The sequence below is a fragment of the Oceanobacillus sp. FSL W7-1304 genome (assembly GCF_037969805.1).
Classification (GTDB): domain Bacteria; phylum Bacillota; class Bacilli; order Bacillales; family Amphibacillaceae; genus Oceanobacillus; species Oceanobacillus profundus.
Genome location: NZ_CP150211.1, coordinates 3,453,161 through 3,473,727, shown reverse-complemented (window position 1 = coordinate 3,473,727; position 20,567 = coordinate 3,453,161). Strand labels below are relative to the sequence as shown.

Genomic DNA, 20,567 nt, shown 5'->3' with positions numbered 1-20,567 from the left:
ACACTCCCTATTATTCTAGATTTGTATGTTTTTGATTTAAGCTTGCATGGCTGTTTCTATCTGGCTTATTTTCCAGAAGGTATACAACAATTGCATCAAGCAGCAAATGTGCCGACTGATCAAATTGATTTCCAAGCGGCTGGATGGTAGGTGGTTCAGAGTCCAGACGTTTCTTTGTTGCTGCTGGAATGGTAAGGAGATAATCACTTATGCTTCCTATCTTCGAATCTTTATTTGTTGTTACTAATGCAACTGTGGCATCAATCTCTTTTGCTTTCTCAGCATAATTTATAAGTGAACTGGTACTTCCTGATCCCGAGATAATGAGCAGTAAATCATCCGAACCGATACTTGGCGTTATCGTCTCACCAATAACATATACTGGATAGCCGCTATGCATTAATCGCATAGCTATTACTTTGCCAATTAGTCCTGATCGTCCTGTTCCCGCTATAAATATCCGACTGGCACGATCAATTTCCTCTGCAAGTTTCATTGATTCATTGAAATCGGTTTTTTCCAATACTTCCTTCACTTCTAATGCAACAGTGTTAATTATATTTTTCACGGCTGATCAACCTTTCTTTAACAAGATTCTCTTACGATTAGCTCTGGTTTAAAACGATATACTTTCGCATCGGCAGATACATTTTTGTCACGCATCAAATCAAAAAGAACTTCCGCTGCCTTTTTTCCCATTTCAAATGCCGGCTGGGCTATTGTTGTCAGTGCTGGATTATAAATGCCTGCAAAAGATACATCATCGACATTGATTAATGCCAAATCTTCTGGTATCCGCAGCTGTTCTTCTTTTGTGTACGTTAATATTTCAATTAACGTACGATCATTTATTGCAAGTATTGCAGTTGGAGGCACAGGCAAACACATCATTTGCTTTAATTTCCTGTGCATTTCCTCTATCTCTCCACTTTGAATATAATCTGGATTAAACTGGATGCCATAGTTCTCTAATGCCTTTTTATACCCTTCCATACGTTCAAATCTTGGCGTAACGTTTTGCGTTAATGGAGGAGAAACCACTCCTATACGCTCATGTCCCTTTTTTATAAATTCATCAACCGCTAAAAATGCTGCTTGTTCATTATCCAGTAAAATCGTATTAATGGTAATCCCAGGAATCAATCTATCCATAAAAACTACTGGGTAATTTTCTTCTATTATTCCTTTGTATAACTCAACGTTTTCTCCAGTAGGAAAGGCAATGATCCCATCCACCTGTTTTGCTCGAAGCATCTCAATGTACCGTTTTTCTTTAACCGGGTCATCATCTGCGTTACAAACAATAACGTGGAAATCTTTTTCATTACAAAAATCTTCAATAGCTCGGATAACTTGTGTGGAAAACACATGTAAAATATTCGCTACAATAACACCAATTGTTGTGGAAGATTTTTGCTTCAAACCCCTTGCCAAAATATTGGGACTGTACTTTAACTCAGCAATTGCCTTTTCAATCCGTTCTTTTGTTTGCTCCCCCATATAGTCGAAGCGCTGGTTCAGATATTGAGATACTGTACTTTTTGATACGTTTGCATGTTTTGCAACATCAGCTATTGTCGTCTTTTTCATCTGTTTGCTCCTAAAATTCATTACTAAATCGATTTAGTAAACCGATTTAGTAAAAGTATATAATAGTTGTAAGCGTTTTACAAGGGATTATTTTTATTTTATTAGAATATAATTAAATTGATCGGATAATCTTAATCCATGTGATTTCCATCACAGAAAAAACGAACAACCTCATTTATCATAAAGATAGATTGATAAATAGGAGGTCATATTATGAATTCATTTACAGTTGAGCATACACCAGCAGAAATCGTGAAGGTTTTTCCAAAAGCGAGTGATTTATTCAAGAAACGACGTATCGACTTTTGCTGTGGTGGGGATCGCCCATTAGGTACAGTATTTACTGAAAAAAACATGGATGAAGTAGCCGTTCTATCAGAATTGAATACAGCATTTGAAATCTGGAGTAAAGAAGATCATGAAGTTATCGATTGGGACCGGGTGCCACTTTCCGAATTAGTAGATCATATTGTCCACAAACACCATGCTTATTTAAATGAAGAACTTTCTCCATTAGGACAGTTTGTAACCAAAATTTTTCGTGTACATGGAGATGCTCATCCCCATCTTCAAGAACTGCACAGATTATATAATGATTTTAAAGTGGATATGGAAGCACATATGGTCAAAGAAGAAAATGAAGTATTTCCGTTGGTTAAGGAATATGAAAAAAATCCAAGTCAAGAGCTTGCAGAGCAGATTCATATAGCGAATGGTGGTTTAGAGGATGAGCACGAATCACAGGGGAACATTTTAAAAAGAATGCGAGAAATTACAAATGATTTCATCCCTCCGGCTGGAGCTTGCAATTCCTATCAAATAACGTATGCACGATTAGCTGAGTTAGAAACAGATACATTCCAGCACGTTCACTTAGAAAATAATGTACTGTTTAAACGGATTAAATCATAAAATTTGAGATCGGAAGTGATTGACTTCCGATCTCTTTTTTTTTCATGTGTACCCAATAAAACTACTAGAAGTCATGTTTTTAGTCTACCCTTTAAAAGAGTGGCCGATAAACGTTTGAAGTTTAAAAAAGTGTTCTGCACTTCTGAAGAATTCTTTGAAGGTCATATTCATGTAGAGATCCAATTCTTTTGATCAATGATGATCGAGGTACCGCATGAATCTTTGTCGTGCGAGCAACTGAAAGGTGTCGTAATCCGGCTTCTTTCCAATAATGAATGATTACATCGAACTCATTTCTTGGTTCACTACTTGTTATAGGAGAAATAATTATGTCAATATCAATCGTGATATCCCGACCTACTATAACAATTGGTCGATGCTTAAATTGCTCCTGCATTTTAAAGTATACCTTTGCTAGCCATACATCACCCTGACTATATATCGGATTCATATTCCTCATCCTTTTCATTTAGCCAGAAATCATAGTTTTCATCTGCTACAAACACTTCATGCTTAGTAAAATACTTTTCATGAAGCTTTTTTAATACATGCTTTTTCGTTTCATTCGGCAATTTTTCAATTTCCTCAATAATCTTCTCTTCCGCAGACACTTTATCCTTTTCCTCCTTACTAAAGTAAATTTTACACTTTTAATTGTACTGTAGTCATTATATTCCTGCAATGACTGAACGATAAAAGTTACCATACACGCTCACGGACAAAACAAGAAACACCCACAACCACTGATATCAGTAGTAATGAGTGTATTTTCATTTTATATCCCCTGTCAATAGTGTATTTATAAGTGCATTACCTTCACTTCATATACCTGTACTTCAACAAACTATTCAACATATTAATTTCCTGTATCAGCTTTTCGCCAACATTCGTTTCGGACACCTTTTTCCTCTCTAGCTCTTTATCTACTAATCGTCTTACAGACAGCACATCATTACCATTTCGCAAAACATCTTCCTTCGAGCTAAAATGCTGATGGGCAACCAATTGCATGCCGAACGAATTATATAGTAATGTATAACCCGCAATTCCTGTTGTTGGTTGATAAGCCTTTGAAAAGCCGCCGTCAATGACAATCATTTTACCATTTGCTTTGATCGGATTTTCTCCGTCAATCTCCTTCACTGGTGTATGGCCATTGATAATATGACCTTGATCTGGATCAAGATCAAATTCTTCTAAAATCTTTCTGCAAATCTCCTCCTTTTCTCGCAAATAATAATATGGATTCTTTCTCTCTTTGTGTGTAGCCTTATCCTTAATAAAGTACCTTTCAAAGGTAGTCATTTCCCTTTTCCCAAAAAGGGAGGAATATTCTCCAGTCCATAAATACCAAACCATATCCGTTGCAAGGTCATCGGTTACCTCGCGGTTTGCAAAAGCATATCGCAAATATTGCTCGAAAATATCAAGTAGCTCACGACCTGCATATGCTTTATTTTCAATAACCATTTTTTCCATATTCCCGTTTTCATCTATCGGCATGCAGCCATGTATTAATAAATTCCCATTATATCTTAAATAAAGTGTGCCTTTTTTCATTAAAAATTCCATATGCCTTGCTAGTTTTTCTGAATGCTGGACAGAAAATAATAGCTTATCCATTACTTGTTTTTCTTCCTCCAATAATTCATCAGGCTGGTCTGGATTAATGGTTGCAAAACAAGTATTTTCCAAGGAATAGGTGTTTCCTTGAATCGTAATTTCATTGTTTTCATAATCGATTTTTTCTAGTAAAAGCCTTTTCGACATATTAAAGTAAGTACGTCGTTTTATGATTGGCATCTCGAGTTTAAACTGAATCATTGCGATTGCTTGATGTATTTTGGTGATTTGTAATTGTTCTTCTGCGGATTGCTGTTTATTGGAATGTCTTTTTGGTCTGAATGCAGGATTGTCCTCATAGTACTTCTCTGCAAGATTCAAAAGTGGTCTAAGATTGATGCCATACACATCTTCAATAATATCCAAATTGTCATACCGCGCACAGATCCGGAGTATATTAGCTAGACAAACCTTCGACCCTGAAAAAGCACCAATCCATAGTACATCGTGATTTCCCCACTGTATATCCAGGGAATGATAATTGATAAGCGCTTCCATGATTTTATCTGGTTCAGGACCACGGTCATAAATGTCCCCCACTACATGAAGATGGTCGACAACTAACTGTTGCGTCGTATAGGCAAGACCTATAATGAGTTTATCCGCCTGACCAAGTGAAATTACTTTTTGGACAATCTTGGAATAGTAATGCTTTTTATTTGTATATTCATCAGTTTTGTAAAGCAACTCTTCTATGATATATACAAATTGCTTCGGTAATGCTTTACGTAACTTGGATCGAGTGTATTTAGAAGACGCATAGGGAATGAGCCGAATGATCTGATCAATCGTTTTGGAATACCATGCATTTAATTCTTGATTATTGTCAAATTGATCCCGTATTAATTGCAGTTTTTCTTCCGGATAATAGACTAATGTCGCGAATTCATTAATTTCTTCTTCCGATAATTCATGTTTAAAAATATCCCTGATTTTTTCCTTCACTTTACCGGAACCATTTCGTAATACATGCTGAAAGGCTTGGTACTCCCCATGTAAGTCACTTACAAAGTGCTCTGTTCCTTTTGGTAAATCGAGGATGGCCTCCAGATTAATAATCTCTGTAACTACTTTTTCTTCACTATCATATTTCTGTGCCAATAAGTCTAAGAATTTCTCCTTCAACATATCCATCCCCTCTTGAAGTCATTTTATGTAGATATAAGCTATTGCAACTACTATACCAAAAAGACTAGCAGAAATGAATTGCTAGTCTTTGGTTTATCCGTTTTATTTCGTTTATCTCTTAATTATAATGGATTCCATTTCCCATCCACGCTGCTGCGGTTTCAAACAATGCTTCTGAAACGGTCGGATGCGGGAAAACCATACTTTCAATTTCCTCTACCGTACCTTCTAAATGCATAAACGCAGTACCTGCACTAATCATCTCTGTTACATGAGCACCAACCATCACAACACCAAGAATTTCACCGTATTTTTCATCTGCAATTATTTTCATGAAGCCATTGTTTTCATTGGCAGTAATTGCTTTTCCATTGGCAGCAAGATCGACTTTTTTAACTTTAACCTGATATCCTGCTTTTTTTGCTTCCGTTTCTGTTAAACCTACACTTGCAATTTCCGGGAATGAATAGACACAACGCGGGATAATTGCTTCTCCATGAACTTCCTTTCCTACGATATGTTTAACAGCCCTGATTCCTTCTTCACTTGCAGCATGCGCTAACTGGTAGCCTCCAACTAAATCACCAATCGCATAAATTCCAGAGATTGACGTTTCCATGGATTGATTTATATCTACAAATTTCCCTTCAAACGCAATAGGAAGGTCTTCGATTCCTGTTACGTTTGGTTCCCTTCCAACTGCAACTAAAACGTTATCTGTTTCAATCATTTGTTTCTTCGAATTTTTTTCCATCTCCACAATTGTTTTTCCGTTATTCGGTTTAAACCCGGTAATCTTCGTTCCTGTATGAATGGAGATGCCGCTTTTTTTCAATTGCTTTGTTAGAAATTTCGTTGCATCTTCGTCTTCATTCGGGATGATACTTTCAGCCATCTCGACAACTTCTACCTCTGTACCCAAGCGATTAAAAATACACCCAATTTCTAATCCAATTACACCTCCACCTACAATAACCAGCTTAGATGGGACCTCTTCAATATCAAAAATCGTGTCACTTGTATGGTAAGAAACTTCATCTAAACCAGGTAACGGAGGCACAAATGGTTTGGATCCAGTTGCAAGTATAATATTTTCTGCTAGAATGGTCTTATTTTCATTAGCTAAAGAAATAATTATTGTTTTATTTTCTGATACGACGCCATAGCCTTCGAAAACCTTAATTTTGTTTTGTTTCAGCAATCCTTTGATTCCATTTTTCAACGTGTTTACAACCGTATTTTTTCTTTTTACCATTGCTTCAATCGAATAGGAAACATCATTTACGGTGATGCCAAACGCTTGTGCATTCTTAATTTGATCTAGTACTTCCGCATGTTTTAATAGTGTCTTCGATGGGATACATCCTCTATTCAAACATGTCCCACCTAAATCTCTTCCCTCAACTAAAGCGACATTTAGTCCTTGCTTTGCTGCACGAATGGCTGCTACATAACCGCCAGGTCCACCACCAACGATTGCTACATCAAACTTTTGCATTGCTCCCAGCCCCCTATACCAATAATGTCCATGGATTTTCTAAACGTTCTTTTAGCTCTGTTAAGAAGGCTGCAGCAGGTGCACCATCAATTGCTCGGTGATCAAAAGAAAGACTTAATACCATCATTGGTCGCACTTCAACAACGTGATCAATCACTACGGCTTTCTCTACGATTCTGCCAACACCTAGAATTGCTGTTTCTGGTGCATTAATAATTGGAGTAAAGCCATCTATTGCATACATTCCTAAGTTACTTATCGTAAACGTACTTCCTCGCATTTCATCTGGTGTCAGTTTGTTATTTCTCGCTTTCGTCCCAAGCCCTTTACTTAGCGTTGTTAATTCTGCCAGACCTGCTTTGTCAACGTTTGGTACAGAAGGAACAATCAATCCATCTTCAACAGCAACTGCCAATCCTAGATTAATTGCTTGATTCATAACAATTTCATTATCAATAAGGGATGCATTCACTCTTGGATGATTTTTCAGTACACTTGCAGTAGCTTTCATAATAATTTCTGTATAGGATACCCGATAGCCAGTTTGCGCTTCGATTGTTGGCAGTAATGCCTTACGTACCTCGATGGCTTTTGACATATCGACATCTGTTGTTAACGTTACATGTGGAATAGAGCGTGCACTTTGTAACATCTTATCCGCAACAGCTTTACGAAGACCTTTTAATTTGATTCGTTCCAGCTCTCCTGTTTCTTGAGCTGAAGTATTTTGCTGACCTAACACATCTTGTTTAACGACCTTCCCTCTCGCACCTGTTCCCTGAATAGAATCAGGGTCAATGCCTTGGTCTGCTGCAATTTTCGCTGCTAGAGGGGTTACAAGTTTACTAGAATCCGTGTTTAGTGCTGCTATGACATCTTGTTCATGGATACGACCATTTGAACCTGTTCCTTGAATGATTTCTATGGACAGGTTATTTTCTCGAGCTACCCTTCTTGCTGCAGGAGTAGCCCGTACTTTACTGATTGATGCTCCACTCGTTGCAGCTTCCTCCTGTGAAACTGCTTTTTCTGCTGCAGTCTCTTCTTCCACCTGTTCCTCATTACTTGCTGCTGGCGGATTATCTGGTGCCTTATCATTTGCCTCCCCGATGAATGCGACAATCTCATTTACCGGAACTTCATCTTCCACATCATAATATTTTTTCAGCAAAATTCCTTCTTCATAGGACTCTACTTCTATATTGATTTTGTCCGTCATGATTTCAAATAAAGGTTCTCCTACTTCAACGGACTCTCCTTCTTCTTTAAACCATTCAAGTAAGGTACCAACTTCCATCGTACTACTTAATTTCGGCATAAATACTTCTTTTAACATGTCCGCTCCCCCTTACTTGGCCACAGCTTTTTTCGTTAACGTTTCTTTTACAGCATTTACAATATCCGGTACCTGCGGAATGGCGGCTTTTTCTAATTCTGGATTATATGGAATCGGTGTTTCTACACCGCCTAATCGCTTGATTGGTGCATCTAAATAGTCAAATGCTTCACTTTCAGCAATCATACTGGCAATTTCTCCTCCAAATCCACCACGTTTTACCGCTTCATGCACGACAACGAGATGCCCTGTTTTTGCAACTGATTCGATAATCGTTTCTGTATCTAATGGAACAAGGGTACGCGGATCAACAACTTCGACACTGATTCCTTCTTTTTCTAGCTCCGCTGCTGCTTCTAGTGCTTTATGAACCATAATAGCAGTAGCAACAATTGTAATATCTGTTCCTTCACGCTTCACTTCTGCTTTTCCTAATGGAATGCTGTATTCCTCTTCCGGCACTTCCGAGCTTGTTTTATATAATAGTTTATGTTCATAAAAAATAACTGGGTTATCATCATCCATGGCTGCTTTCAGTAACCCTTTCGCATCATATGCAGTTGATGGCTGTACTACCTTTAATCCCGGAATATGGGTAACCCAAGCTTCTAAACTTTGTGAATGCTGTGCTGCTGCTCCTGTTCCAGAGCCACTTGGTGTTCGAACAACCATTGGAACTTTTCCTTTTCCACCGTACATATAACGTAATTTCGCAGCTTGGTTTACAATCTGATCCAGTGCAATTGTGATAAAATCCGAAAACTGTAATTCCATAATCGGGCGCATTCCCGTTAATGCAGAACCTACTGCTGCACCTGCTATTCCTGCTTCACTAATCGGTGTATTACGGATACGTTCCGGACCAAATTCCTCAATCATTCCACGTGATACACCAAATGCTCCACCATAAACACCAATATCCTCACCCATTAAAAACACATCGTCGTTTTTACGCATTTCAATACTCATTGCTTCTCTGACAGCTTCTAAATAAGTTATCTCTCTCATTAAAATCCCCTCCTATGCATATACATCCGTTAATAATTCATCCAGTGACGGCATTGGACTATTCTGCGCAAATTCAACTGCATCATCCATCTCTTGCTTAGCTGCTTTCTTCAGTGTTTCTAACTCATCTTCCGTTGCAATTCCAGCTTCCACCAAGTCTTCCTTGAATCGTTTGATTGGATCCCGATTATCTCTCCAATCCTTTTCTTCATCACGTGTACGATATTTTTTTGCATCACTTTTCGAATGGCCCTTCCAGCGATATGTTTTTGCTTCTATTAATGTTGGTCCTTCTCCAAGACGCGCACGTTCTGTCGCCTCATAGGTAGCATTGATGACTTCGATAATATCGTTTCCATCAATAACAACGCCGGGAATACCATATGCAGCAGCACGATCTGCAATATTCTCCACATTTGTCATTTCACTTACGTTACCAGACATGCCATACTGATTATTTTCACAGAAAAACACGACCGGCAAATCCCAAATCGAAGCCATATTGATCGCTTCATGAAAACTTCCTTCATTCGACGCACCATCACCAAAGAAACAAACCGTTACATAGTCCAGCTTCTTCATATGTGCTGTAAGCGCCGAACCAACAGCTAAAGGTATTCCACCACCGACAATCCCCATTGCTCCAAGGTTACCTTTATCCAAGTCCGCAATGTGCATGGAACCGCCTTTTCCTTTACAATATCCAGTCGTTCTTCCGAATAATTCTGCCATCATCTTATCGACACGGCCGCCTTTTGCAATACTATGACCATGTCCTCTGTGTGTACTTGTAATTTTATCCTCGTCGGAAAGCAATGCACATGCACCTGCAGCAGTTGCTTCCTGCCCAACAGCCAAGTGAGTTGTTCCATGAATCATTCCTTTTGCGAAGAATTGATCTACTTGTTCATCAAAGTAGCGAATTAACCACATTTGTTTGTAAAGCCCTTTCAATTTTTCATTTGATAGTTCTGGAACGAGTTTTAATGTTTTGGTTTGTTCCATTCTGTTCACTCTCCCTTTGTTTTTATGATAAAAATGTTCTTCCGCCGTCAATTAGCAGCACCTGTCCTTGTATATAATCGGACTCTTTAGAAGCCAGGAAATTTATCGCATTCGTTGTATCAGACAACGTTCCAATTTTTCTTACGGGTATTTTCTGTACTAATTTCTCCAAGCTCTCTTCTGTCGGGTATAGCCGATCAAGCATTTCGGTTTGAATTACCCTTGGTGCAACAAGATTAATTTTTATTCCTAAGTGACTGTACTTACTGGCAATAGCCCTCATTAATCCAAACGCTCCACCTTTTGATGCTGCATAATGAACACCACCGCCAGTTCCAGTAATAGCTGATCCTGATCCGATGATAATGATATTACCGCCTTTATGATGCAGCATTTCCGGGATTACAGCTTTTACAGCGTAGAATAATCCTGTTAAATTTACGGAAATTGTTTTTTTCCACGTCGGGAAGGTCAGCTCTCCAAAAGATTTAGATACCGTAATGCCTGCAGAATGTACAAGCGTATCTATTCTTCCAAACTGTTTGATCACCTTATTTATTATTCCCTTCGTATTCTCCCAATCGGTTACATCATGCTGAAAAAAAGTTGCTTCTTTACCTTTTAAAGCTAATTCATTAACTAATGCTTCTCCAGCCTCTTTATTTAGATCTGTAAATATTACAGAATCTCCCCTAGCCGCTCTATTTTTCACATAATCCTTTCCAATTCCCGCCGCTCCGCCAATAACCAAGATTGCTTTTTTCTGCTCCATATATTCACCCCATTTTAATAGCCATTCTTAAGCTAGTGTTTTTCCACCATCTAATAGAATCGTTTGCCCATTCATATAGCTCGCCATCGGTGTTGTTAGCATTAATATGGTATTGGCAATTTCGCTTGCTGTTACTTTGCGCCCCAATGGAATAGAATCACTTGTGTCATATTTCCCAACACTTACAGCATTGACTCTAATGTTACTTGACGCTAACTCTCTGGATAGGGCCTTATTCATGGATTCTAATGCACTCTTACTAGCAGCATAGGCAGTATCACCATTCCCCCCATCTATCGCACTCGTTGAGGAGACGTTAATGATTACTCCATCATTCTGCTTTTCCATCAATGGAGTTATCATTTTTATTAATTGAAAAGGTACATCCAAATTAATAAACATTACGTTCTCCCATTCCTCAGGGGTTATATCTATAATTTCCTTTCCTGTATCCGTTTCCAAATTATTAATAATAATATCAATTTGATGTAAATCTGGTAATCCTTGAAGAAATGAACTATTTTCAAGATTCACTGGACCTATATCATTACTAGAAGATCCATCTTTATATTTTAAAATAAATATGCTTTCATCCTCTGGGGCCGTTCTGCTTAAAAACAATATCTTTGCCCCTGCTTCTGTATATAACCGAATAATTTCTTTGCCTACTTGATGATCGCCATCAAAAACAAATACTACCTTGTTCTGTAAATCAAATTGAATCATCTCCAACCTCCTTTACATTTGTTCTTAGCAGTTACATTTGTATAAAATATAACTTATAAATGGTATTTTGTCAACATTTATATTACATATGTTCTTATCGCAATCAAAAATACACCTCTCTGCAAATGGAAGAGAGGTGGTATTATTTATTTCCTAAATGAACCGTGTTCAATGAATTCCTTTAGCTATTATTTAATGGAAAAGTTCAACTACTTTATAAATGACGTAATGAATTAAATTACCTGCTTGGTCAATACTTGAAACCATGGTAGCTCCCTCAGGCATATTAAACTCTGCTTTCACCGCCATATCAGTATATATCACAGCTAAGTCTGTCGCCATGTAGAGTGACATAGCAATTACAATGGTTCCTGCAATAACGGAGTGAACAATATTTCCGCGCGCAGCACCTACGATAAATGCAACAATAAACGGAATCGTTGCCAAGTCTCCAAACGGAAGTAATGCGTTACCAGGTAAAATCACTGCTAATACGACTGTTATTGGAACAAGAATCAATGCTGTTGAAATTACTGCGGGATTACCTAGAGCCACAGCTGCATCAAGTCCAATATAAATCTCTCTATCTCCAAATCGCTTATTTAACCATTCCCGTGCTGATTCCGATACTGGCATTAGTCCTTCCATTAAAATTTTTACCATTCGCGGCATCAAAACCATTACCGCTGCCATGGACATACCGATTTCAATAATATCACCCACACTATATCCAGCTAATGCACCAATCCCTGCTCCAAGTACGAGTCCAATGAAAATCGATTCTCCTAAAATACCAAATCTTTTCTGAATTGAATCTGGATCTGCATCCCAATCCTTTAACCCAGGGATTTTTTGAAGCAGCTTTACGATTGGAATACCAATCGGGACGTAAGAAAGTGTTGTTGCAGTAGTTAACGACACACCTGGCATTTCATAATAATCAGCAACCATTGGAGCTAAGCGATCAGCCATCACTAGTGTGATAACTTGGAAGATAATCGCTGCGGCAAGGCTTATCCAAACGTTTCCAGTTAGTGCATAAACCATTGCTGCCATAAATGCATAGTGCCAAAAATTCCAAATATCAACATTCATCGTTTTGGTTGTTTTTGTAACCAGCATAACAACATTTACAGCTAACCCTAAAGGAATGATAAATGCTGAAAGCGGGGATGCCCAAGCAATAGATGAAGCTGCTGGCCAACCAATATCAATAACATTTAAGTTAACCCCTAATCGTTCTACCATCCCTTGTGCCGCAGGACCAAGGTTTAAAACAAGCAAATCTATCACTAAGAATATACCTACAAAAGCAACTCCAATAGTTAAACCCGAACGAAATGCTTTTCCAGGCTTTTGTCCAAAAAATAAGCCAAGCAAAAAGATTGCTACTGGTAGAATTACGGTAGCACCTAAATCTAAGAAACCTTGTATAAAATCTACGAATCCTTGCATGTTGTTTCCCCCTTGAGTGAAAAATATAATTCTATTTAATTTAAATTTGCTTACCAATCTTCATATGCTTTTTCATCAATACCTCCTTATTTAAGCGAATTTCATTTGTTCTCATCGATTTATTATGTAAGTTAGAACTCCCTCCCAAAACAATCCTATTATTTGATATCGCTTACATTAACTGCATTACTAGCCGGTATGAAAGTAAATCCACTATTAACAGTTGCTTAATAATTCTATCTTATCACCAATAATATCGATTTTGTATTCGCTTTCATCACAACTTAATGTCATATCTTTGTATAATATCATGATTAACATTCGTAACCACTCAGAACAATTGATTAATTTATACATAAATTGAATCTAATTTTTTGTAGCAACAAATAGATGCATCCCTTTTCTATAAGAAAAAGGGATGCATTTATTTTAATTATCTAATAAAGCTTGTGCAGTACGATCATCTGTTATAAGAACATTTAAACATCCACCAACAAGAGCTGCTTCTATACTTTCCAGTTTATGTGAACCTTCAACAATACCAATTACTTCTGGTATATTCTTTATTTCATCGATATTTAAACCGATAAATCGATCATTTAAGGGGTGATCTATCTCCATTCCAACTTCATTAAAAAAGCAAGATCCGATATTACCTACTGCTCCTGCCTTTTTTAATGAAGTTAAATCACTTTCCTTTAAATATCCCATCACTTCTAAAGTTGAATCTTTAAATGGATTTCCTATCCCTACGACAGCCATATCAACTTTTCGGCCTTCTTCTAATACCATAGCGATATCTTTTGTATGAACGAGCATCTCTTTTAAATCGTCACTTTCAACCATTGCTGGTGCATAAAGATACATGCAGGATGTATTCATTTTTTGCGCTAAATTAAACGCAAGCTGATTGGAGTGTAAATGAACATAATTGTTACCCATTCCACCAATAATTGGTACAATACGAATATGAGCATTTCGTTCATATGGATATTCTTCAACCAAAGATAAAAGTGTACTTCCCCAAGAAATACCTATGTTTTTAATATTCTTTAGGTTTTTACTAATATAGGATGCTCCTGCTTTTCCAAGCTGCCTCTTGGCCATTTCCTGTGTAAAACCTGCAGTAGAGACAACAATAACTTCTTTTAATCCAAACTTCTTCTCAAGCTGCTGTTCTAAATCAATCGTATGAATTGTCTCGTCTTTGATATAGATTTCCACGATTCCTTCTTTTTTTGCAGCATTTAACAGTTTTGAAATGACAGGTCTGGAAACATTATGTTTTTTTGCGATTTGGGCTTGAGTCCAACCTTCAAAATAATATAACTTAGCTATCTTCACCATTAAACGTCGTTCTTCCCAATCTAACATACAACCGCTCTTTTCTTTGAAAAAATTATATTTGTTCTATCATATTACGTTTGTACATTATCATATAGAACAGATGAAACGCTGTCAATTATCTTCAGCTGTTTAAAATAGAGATGTACTAGAATTTGTTTTTGCATACTCAGACAGCAGCTCCTACAATATGAATTATGCAGAAATTTCTTCTGGTCAAAGACTACTATTACTTTCTTTCGCAGTACAATTCTAATACTAGCGCACTAAAAAAGGTTAGCATCCTTATAATACTAACCTTCCAGTAATAATCTAGCAGTTTTTTCATCGGTTATTAATACATCAATTAAATCTTCTCTTAATGCCGCTTTAATAGCATTCACTTTTTCGACTCCAGCAGCTACTCCAACAACAAGGGGGATTTGCTTTAACTTATTTAGTTCAAGTGTAATTGTTTTTTCATTCCAGGAATTGTTTACTACTTCTCCATTTTCATTAATAAAGTTATAGCAAATATCACCAGCAATTTCATCAAAATCCAGATCATCTGTTATACCAGAATTAATATAGGATCGAACCATGGTTGAATGCTCTGGTGTTCCGCCTATTCCTACAATCGCAATGTCTGCCTTGCTTCCCAATTCCAATGTATTCTTTATAGACGGTTGTTTCAGAATTATTTCCCTCGTCTCTTTAGAATCAACAACAACTGGAGCATGTAAAAGGTGATAGGTTGCTTTCAATGCCTCCGCAAGCTTAGCAACAATATGGTTTGCATGTATATCTACACGCTCGTCTCCCATTCCCCCAACTATAGGAACAAAGCATACATTTGGGAAATGCTGATTAGATGACATTGCGGTTGCAACCTCATATAAAGTTGTTCCGGAAGACACTCCAACAACCTGATCATCCCTGATCATTCTATGCAAATATTTACTTGCCGCCGTTCCCAACTGAATTTTAGAATTACTTTGTTCCGTATCAGGCACACAAATTGCCTCACGTAATCCGTATTGATTTTCTAGCTTTGTCTCTAAACTTGATACGGTACTATAATCCTCATCATGAATAATAATTTCAACAATACCTAATTCCTTTGATTTTGATAAATACTTCGATATTAATGACCGACTTACTCCAATTTTTTTTGCAATAGTTGATTGGGTTTCACCTGCTTCATAATATAGATTTGCAATCTTAACCATTAATCTCCGATCGTCTAGATAGGACATTTCCTACACCCTGTTCTTATTGAAAATTATTTAGATTACTGTCTTAGCTGAGAGGGAATTTGATAGATTAAATACTGCTCCAGATCCATACAGTTTAAAACGATATCAAAATTCCTCTATATTACTTCTTTTCCAGTACCAAGTTTACATGTTTTTTACAAAAATTTCTAATTTTAACACTTACATTTTAACACTTACTATGAAACATTCTACCTTTATAATTGCTTCCTTTAGCTTACCTTTGCTTCTCGTTTCATTTGCTCTTCTACTCGTTTAACAGCATCTTGAACGACTAGCCTATGCTTCTTCTTCTCCCAATCAATAACCTTTATATTTTCACCAACATACTCTTTATACTTTGCAAATCTTGAAAGAACTGTAAGTCCTGATAAAATATTACATTCCTGAATGGTTCCTTTTTTATCTGTAACGACAATAGCTACCTTTCCAACCCGGAACATTTTTTTCGTCATCCCCACACCAAGGTACCCTTCACTATATTGTTGGGTAATCTTCTTTACTTTTTTCTGATAATATTTCACATGTAAAATTCCCGTAAACGCTTGAATAACAAGAACAACTACTAATAACATTAGGAATGCTAAGGGATCCATCTTTTCGCCTCCTGCTCTGATTGATGTTATTTATTCGATAGATTGAAACTGAGGTTGATGAACAATGGATGAAGAATTTAACCGTTCACCCATTGTTCTGATTAATGAACTGTCAGCTCTAAAGCTTCGATAATTCGTTCACTTAATATAATTGGCGAATTAGCAAAGTTACCGATTGTTGAGCCTGCAATATGTGGTGTAATCGTAATATTATCCAGTCCGTTGTAAGGATGATCGCTTGGCAATGGTTCAACATTATATACATCCACGGCAGCACCAGCAATTTTTTTCTCGCTTAATGCTTCTGCCAAGTCCTGTTCGTTAACTAATCCAGAACGAGCCGTATTAATGAGCACTGCATTATTTTTCATCATGCTAAAATGTTCTTTATTAATCATGTTCTTTGTTTGTTCCGTTAGACGGTAGTGCATTGAAATAATGTCCGCTTCTTTCACTAATTCTTCTAGGGTTTCAACTTTTGTGTCTGGTGTATCACCTTGGTAATAATCATCGAAGAATAGAATTTCACTGCCAAAAGGGCGAAGTAATTCTGCAACCCGCCTGCCTATAGCACCGTATCCAATCAAACCTACTGTTGAGCCCTTTAGTTCGGGAGCAAGCACACCGTTTGGATAATGTTTTTCCCACACACCGTTTCTTAATTTATAGTTAGCTCTGGCAATATTACGGATTTCACTTAGAATCATACCAACAGCAAACTCGGATACACTTGTAGTGCTGCGCCCAGGTGTATTCAAAACCGTAATACCTTTTGATTCAGCATATTCCCTATTCACATTTTCAATACCCGCCCGAAGGACACCTAATACTTTTAAGTTTTTGCATTGGTCAATGACTGCTTTTCCAATCGGTGCAAACTGGGTAATGATAATATCATAGTCTTCCAGGCCATCTGTTAGTTCAGAAGGAAGCGCAATTGCTTCACTGCCTTCATACTCTAGTTTAATATTATCCTTCTGTAACGCTTCCAAATCTTTATGCTTCCATTCTTTGATGGTAATATCAATACCTAGCTCTTTTAAACTAATAAGACCTTCTTCCATCATTTGTTTATCTATAAATAAATCGGCTATTGCTAAACATTTCATTTTTTCACCCTCCGATTATTTTTTCTCTACGCTTATGCATGCAGCAAAACAGAAATACGATAATTACCGCGTGTACTTGCTTTTTCATAGGCTTCTTGAATTCTGGATAATGGAATCTCTTCTTCTATTAAAGGACTTACATCAATTCGGCGCTCACTTAGCATTTTTGCTGCATTATTGAAATCCTCGAGGCTTGAGCCGTACGTACCAATAAGTTCACATTGCTTATAATGAATTTCATTGGAATCTACATTTAAATCCGGTGCTGGATAACCCGCTGCAAACAAAAGAACCTTCCCTTCATCATCTTTGATCATATTCAAAGCTTGCTCATTTGCAGAAGAAGTACCGACTGCAACAATCACGATATCTGCACCGCTGCCATTTGTTCGTTTTCTAACTTCCTCCACTGGATCAGTTTCACCAGCATCAATTAATTCTAAGTCCATTTGTTTAATCTTCTCTACTTTTTTGGGATTACGTTCCGAGACAATGACTCTTGCCCCCATTGCTTGAGCGACTGCTGCATTAAGCAATCCCATTGTACCGCCACCAATAACAACGACAGTGTCAAGTCCTGAGTTAATCCGCAGTTTTCGAATTCCTTTTAATACGGATGATAACGGTTCAACAAATCCTGCCTCAGAAGCAGATAAGTCATCACTAACTTTCACAACACTTTTGGATTTCCGGATAAAATAATTCGCAAAACCAAAAATCCCAAAATATTGATCAGAATAATTTTTCCCAAATTGTTTTATGCTTTTGCAAGAAGTGATGTCACCTTTCTTACACTTCTCACAATCCCCGCAGTAGTCATATAGCACACTGACCCGCTCTCCAACCTCTAAAGAGCTACTTACTTTTTCTCCCTTAGCGACAATTATCCCTGAGCATTCATGTCCACCAGCCATGGGGTATCCTTGATGTTCACGTTTCCCCTGCCATTGTTGATAATCGGTTGTACAAATATTACATGCTTCCTGCTTAATCAGCAGTTCATCATCTTTTAAATCAGGCAGCCTTCCTTCTCTTACTTCAGCTTTTCCGGCTTCTAGAAGAACTCCAAATCGAAATGAATCTGGCAGCATTTTAATCCTCCTTTCATCATCTTTTCTACAGTGTAAACGACATAAAGTAAGCAATGACAACTGCTAGTGGTCCAGTGATTACTCTGGAGAAAAGAATTGCTGGTGCTCCAACACTAATTGTTTCCGGCTTCGCTTCCCCCAGTGTTAAGCCAACCGGAATAAAGTCAGTTCCAACCTGTGCATTAATTGCAAATAATGCAGGAAGCGCAATGCTCATATCAATGTTACCGTTTGCAATTTCATTTCCAACTAATGTACCGATAATTGCACCGATAACAGCTCCTGGTGCAAGTAGTGGTGACAGGAATGGAAGCGCGGTTATAACACCTAAAATAATTAGCCCACCAATATTATTTGAAAGTGGTACAAATACATTTGCTAATATTTCTCCAATACCTGTATAGTTGATAATCCCGATTAACGTTGCAACGAACGCCATAAAGGGGATTATATTTTTAATGATTGTGTCGATGGTATCACGACCTGCTTGGTACATGATATTCATAAAGCTACCCGCACCCTTGGCTATCTTGTCAATGATTCCCATAACACCTTTATTACCCTCAATTTCATTGTTTGTACTGTTATCTTCTACTGGTTCAGCTGCAGCCGCTACAGTTTCTTTGTTTTTTTCAGCATTCTTTACTTCCGCTTCATCCAATTCTGTTTTTGGTACTGCAGCAACGGTAGTTTCACTATCAGCGAGCTCGACATCACCTACAGTTACACCAGAGACAAAAATATCTTCTGTCATAAATTTTGCAAGTGGTCCAGATGGACTCATTACTTTAACGTTAACAGTAGGTATTCTTAGTCTTGGATAAGTTCCGCACCGTGCTGTCCCACCACAATCAATAACCGCAACCAATGTTTGCTCTTTTGCTACTGGATTTTTAAATGAGTCAACTACCTCAGCACCTGCAAGTCTTGCAATCTCTCTTGCTACTGGATGGATTCCCCCTCCAGTAACACTGATGACATATTTTTTTTCATCGGTTGGTGTTAATTCTAATGGTCCACCCCAGCCATTTTTTCCTTTGGACACTATTACCGTCTTATGGTTAGCCATAAGATTTCCCCCTCTGCGTTTCTACTTTATTTCTCGTTAAGGATTCGTTCATAACCTTGTTTTTTAAACATATAGGCACTGATTCGTTCCGTTACAAGACCTCTCATTAAAATAACAAGTAAACCAGTTAATAAGAACATAAGACCTAATTGTGCTTGACTGCCGCCAGCGGTTGCATACCCTGTTGCGACTCCTAGCCAAATAAATAATTCAGCCGAGTTTGCATGTGGGAAAAGACCGGTAATTGGATGCACGAATGAAACCGCAGAATCATAGAATGCTGGTTTATATTTTTCTGGCATGAAACGTCCAACTGTATAACACATTGGGTTCGTAAAAAAGAATACAGCGATAAGTGGTACAAGGGTATAGCGTAATAAGGCATATTTGGTAATTTTTTGAAGGAATCGATTTATCTTCTCCTCACCAATCATTTTTGTTACCGCATTAACAGCTGTGATTAGCGTTACTAATAAAGGTATAATCCCCGTCATATAACCCATAAATACTTCTGCACCCGCCTGAAACATTCCAATAAAGCCATCAGCAATAGCGATCATAAAATCCATCTTAATTCCATCCTCTCTTATAACGTAATATAGAAGGAAATGCTCGTTTAGAGGTTGTTAACCCCGCACTATAAGGGCGTATCCACCTTATTTAACTTCAATTGAATCACCAATATTTAACTCTGGAAATTCACTAGGTGTTACTAAAACTGCCCCTGGTAAGATTTCTTCCGTTTCATCGTCTTTAAAATAAATCGAAACGTGACCAAGGCTTTCAAAATTTGGATTTGCTTCATCCCCGACTTTTTGTATCGTATATTCTTTATCACCAATCACAAGTGTTGTTCCTTCCTGCAGAGCATTTTTAGGTTGTTCTTCAAAACGGTGAATTACTGAGATATCTTTTAATTCAAGGGGAGCAGTTTCATTAAAAAGTACTAATAAGCTCTCCTCTTTAAAATCTGGTACTAGTGCTCCAATTTCCAGAACTTTCGTTTTCATCATGATTTTATCCTCCCTTTATGTGTTTGTTGACTTGTAACT

21 protein-coding genes are annotated in these 20,567 nt (G+C 37.5%); 1 reads left to right on the top strand and 20 read right to left on the bottom strand.

From position 1 onward, the window contains the following. Nucleotides 1-10 precede the first annotated feature (10 nt). Together hxlB and NYE61_RS17275 are read right to left on the bottom strand one after the other, a co-directional pair. Nucleotides 11-568 carry a 6-phospho-3-hexuloisomerase gene (hxlB, locus tag NYE61_RS17280; protein WP_095308058.1) on the bottom strand — a complete coding sequence of 186 codons (558 nt, stop codon included), beginning with the start codon at nt 566-568 and terminating at the stop codon, nt 11-13. Nucleotides 569-585: 17 nt separating this feature from the next. Then, nucleotides 586-1,590 (bottom strand): substrate-binding domain-containing protein, encoded by a 1,005-nt coding sequence (locus NYE61_RS17275; RefSeq protein ID WP_095308056.1) that lies wholly within the window; start codon nt 1,588-1,590, stop codon nt 586-588. Between the two features lie 213 nt (nt 1,591-1,803). Here NYE61_RS17275 and ric point away from each other — a divergent pair, with 213 nt between their 5' ends. Further along, complete coding sequence (gene ric, locus NYE61_RS17270; RefSeq protein WP_251661136.1) at nt 1,804-2,502, top strand: iron-sulfur cluster repair di-iron protein; 699 nt, start codon at nt 1,804-1,806, stop codon at nt 2,500-2,502. A 121-nt stretch (nt 2,503-2,623) separates the two neighbouring features. Here ric and NYE61_RS17265 read toward each other — a convergent pair whose 3' ends face one another. From NYE61_RS17265 to NYE61_RS17180, 18 genes are all read right to left on the bottom strand, one after another. Beyond that, nucleotides 2,624-2,953: a type II toxin-antitoxin system PemK/MazF family toxin gene (locus tag NYE61_RS17265; RefSeq protein WP_158586191.1), complete on the bottom strand. Its 330-nt coding sequence runs from the start codon at nt 2,951-2,953 to the stop codon at nt 2,624-2,626. Then, nucleotides 2,937-3,113 (bottom strand): hypothetical protein, encoded by a 177-nt coding sequence (locus NYE61_RS17260; protein WP_303449859.1) that lies wholly within the window; start codon nt 3,111-3,113, stop codon nt 2,937-2,939. The genes NYE61_RS17265 and NYE61_RS17260 overlap by 17 nt, the downstream gene beginning before the upstream one ends. Before the next feature lie 205 nt (nt 3,114-3,318). Beyond that, nucleotides 3,319-5,250, bottom strand: coding sequence for a fructose-1,6-bisphosphatase (locus tag NYE61_RS17255; RefSeq protein WP_303449958.1), 1,932 nt, complete (start codon nt 5,248-5,250; stop codon nt 3,319-3,321). Between the two features lie 121 nt (nt 5,251-5,371). Next, entirely contained in the window at nt 5,372-6,751 is a 1,380-nt protein-coding gene (lpdA, locus tag NYE61_RS17250; protein WP_303449860.1) for a dihydrolipoyl dehydrogenase, read from the bottom strand. Nucleotides 6,752-6,764: 13 nt separating this feature from the next. Next, nucleotides 6,765-8,087, bottom strand: a complete 1,323-nt coding sequence (locus NYE61_RS17245; protein WP_251661142.1) for a dihydrolipoamide acetyltransferase family protein — start codon at nt 8,085-8,087, stop codon at nt 6,765-6,767. Nucleotides 8,088-8,099: 12 nt separating this feature from the next. Continuing rightward, on the bottom strand, nt 8,100-9,095 hold the full coding sequence (locus tag NYE61_RS17240; protein WP_095308045.1) for an alpha-ketoacid dehydrogenase subunit beta: 996 nt from the start codon (nt 9,093-9,095) through the stop codon (nt 8,100-8,102). A 12-nt stretch (nt 9,096-9,107) separates the two neighbouring features. Next, complete coding sequence (locus NYE61_RS17235) at nt 9,108-10,100, bottom strand: thiamine pyrophosphate-dependent dehydrogenase E1 component subunit alpha (RefSeq protein ID WP_095308043.1); 993 nt, start codon at nt 10,098-10,100, stop codon at nt 9,108-9,110. Between the two features lie 22 nt (nt 10,101-10,122). Beyond that, the gene (locus tag NYE61_RS17230; protein WP_303449864.1) at nt 10,123-10,872 is read right to left on the bottom strand and encodes an SDR family NAD(P)-dependent oxidoreductase; all 750 of its coding nucleotides are present in this window, start codon (nt 10,870-10,872) and stop codon (nt 10,123-10,125) included. A 27-nt stretch (nt 10,873-10,899) separates the two neighbouring features. Beyond that, nucleotides 10,900-11,598 (bottom strand): SDR family oxidoreductase, encoded by a 699-nt coding sequence (locus NYE61_RS17225; protein ID WP_251661147.1) that lies wholly within the window; start codon nt 11,596-11,598, stop codon nt 10,900-10,902. Between the two features lie 192 nt (nt 11,599-11,790). Further along, a complete protein-coding gene (locus tag NYE61_RS17220; protein ID WP_095308037.1) occupies nt 11,791-13,053 on the bottom strand; it encodes a PTS galactitol transporter subunit IIC in 1,263 nt (420 codons plus the stop codon). 429 nt (nt 13,054-13,482) lie between these two features. Continuing rightward, nucleotides 13,483-14,427, bottom strand: coding sequence for a sugar-binding transcriptional regulator (locus tag NYE61_RS17215; RefSeq protein ID WP_251661449.1), 945 nt, complete (start codon nt 14,425-14,427; stop codon nt 13,483-13,485). A 263-nt stretch (nt 14,428-14,690) separates the two neighbouring features. Then, entirely contained in the window at nt 14,691-15,632 is a 942-nt protein-coding gene (locus NYE61_RS17210) for a sugar-binding transcriptional regulator (protein WP_095308033.1), read from the bottom strand. A 230-nt stretch (nt 15,633-15,862) separates the two neighbouring features. After that, nucleotides 15,863-16,246, bottom strand: a complete 384-nt coding sequence (locus NYE61_RS17205; protein ID WP_095308031.1) for a transcriptional regulator GutM — start codon at nt 16,244-16,246, stop codon at nt 15,863-15,865. Between the two features lie 101 nt (nt 16,247-16,347). Continuing rightward, the gene (locus tag NYE61_RS17200; protein ID WP_303449872.1) at nt 16,348-17,355 is read right to left on the bottom strand and encodes a 2-hydroxyacid dehydrogenase; all 1,008 of its coding nucleotides are present in this window, start codon (nt 17,353-17,355) and stop codon (nt 16,348-16,350) included. 32 nt (nt 17,356-17,387) lie between these two features. Then, complete coding sequence (locus tag NYE61_RS17195) at nt 17,388-18,446, bottom strand: zinc-binding dehydrogenase (RefSeq protein ID WP_303449874.1); 1,059 nt, start codon at nt 18,444-18,446, stop codon at nt 17,388-17,390. A gap of 25 nt (nt 18,447-18,471) precedes the next feature. After that, nucleotides 18,472-19,515, bottom strand: a complete 1,044-nt coding sequence (locus NYE61_RS17190) for a PTS glucitol/sorbitol transporter subunit IIB (RefSeq protein WP_303449876.1) — start codon at nt 19,513-19,515, stop codon at nt 18,472-18,474. A gap of 26 nt (nt 19,516-19,541) precedes the next feature. Beyond that, nucleotides 19,542-20,084, bottom strand: coding sequence for a PTS glucitol/sorbitol transporter subunit IIC (locus NYE61_RS17185; protein ID WP_095308023.1), 543 nt, complete (start codon nt 20,082-20,084; stop codon nt 19,542-19,544). Between the two features lie 87 nt (nt 20,085-20,171). After that, on the bottom strand, nt 20,172-20,528 hold the full coding sequence (locus tag NYE61_RS17180; RefSeq protein ID WP_095308021.1) for a PTS glucitol/sorbitol transporter subunit IIA: 357 nt from the start codon (nt 20,526-20,528) through the stop codon (nt 20,172-20,174). Between the last annotated feature and the right edge of the window lie 39 nt (nt 20,529-20,567).

Excerpts from the sequence above, each read along its gene's own strand:
- NYE61_RS17275 (WP_095308056.1), bottom strand. The coding sequence starts at position 1,590 with ATGAAAAAGACGACAATAGCTGATGTTGCAAAACATGCAAACGTATCA.
- ric (WP_251661136.1), top strand. The coding sequence starts at position 1,804 with ATGAATTCATTTACAGTTGAGCATACACCAGCAGAAATCGTGAAGGTT.
- NYE61_RS17265 (WP_158586191.1), bottom strand. The coding sequence starts at position 2,953 with ATGAATCCGATATATAGTCAGGGTGATGTATGGCTAGCAAAGGTATAC.
- lpdA (WP_303449860.1), bottom strand. The coding sequence starts at position 6,751 with ATGCAAAAGTTTGATGTAGCAATCGTTGGTGGTGGACCTGGCGGTTAT.
- NYE61_RS17245 (WP_251661142.1), bottom strand. The coding sequence starts at position 8,087 with ATGTTAAAAGAAGTATTTATGCCGAAATTAAGTAGTACGATGGAAGTT.
- NYE61_RS17240 (WP_095308045.1), bottom strand. The coding sequence starts at position 9,095 with ATGAGAGAGATAACTTATTTAGAAGCTGTCAGAGAAGCAATGAGTATT.
- NYE61_RS17235 (WP_095308043.1), bottom strand. The coding sequence starts at position 10,100 with ATGGAACAAACCAAAACATTAAAACTCGTTCCAGAACTATCAAATGAA.
- NYE61_RS17230 (WP_303449864.1), bottom strand. The coding sequence starts at position 10,872 with ATGGAGCAGAAAAAAGCAATCTTGGTTATTGGCGGAGCGGCGGGAATT.
- NYE61_RS17225 (WP_251661147.1), bottom strand. The coding sequence starts at position 11,598 with ATGATTCAATTTGATTTACAGAACAAGGTAGTATTTGTTTTTGATGGC.
- NYE61_RS17220 (WP_095308037.1), bottom strand. The coding sequence starts at position 13,053 with ATGCAAGGATTCGTAGATTTTATACAAGGTTTCTTAGATTTAGGTGCT.
- NYE61_RS17215 (WP_251661449.1), bottom strand. The coding sequence starts at position 14,427 with ATGTTAGATTGGGAAGAACGACGTTTAATGGTGAAGATAGCTAAGTTA.
- NYE61_RS17210 (WP_095308033.1), bottom strand. The coding sequence starts at position 15,632 with ATGTCCTATCTAGACGATCGGAGATTAATGGTTAAGATTGCAAATCTA.
- NYE61_RS17205 (WP_095308031.1), bottom strand. The coding sequence starts at position 16,246 with ATGGATCCCTTAGCATTCCTAATGTTATTAGTAGTTGTTCTTGTTATT.
- NYE61_RS17200 (WP_303449872.1), bottom strand. The coding sequence starts at position 17,355 with ATGAAATGTTTAGCAATAGCCGATTTATTTATAGATAAACAAATGATG.
- NYE61_RS17195 (WP_303449874.1), bottom strand. The coding sequence starts at position 18,446 with ATGCTGCCAGATTCATTTCGATTTGGAGTTCTTCTAGAAGCCGGAAAA.
- NYE61_RS17190 (WP_303449876.1), bottom strand. The coding sequence starts at position 19,515 with ATGGCTAACCATAAGACGGTAATAGTGTCCAAAGGAAAAAATGGCTGG.
- NYE61_RS17185 (WP_095308023.1), bottom strand. The coding sequence starts at position 20,084 with ATGGATTTTATGATCGCTATTGCTGATGGCTTTATTGGAATGTTTCAG.
- NYE61_RS17180 (WP_095308021.1), bottom strand. The coding sequence starts at position 20,528 with ATGATGAAAACGAAAGTTCTGGAAATTGGAGCACTAGTACCAGATTTT.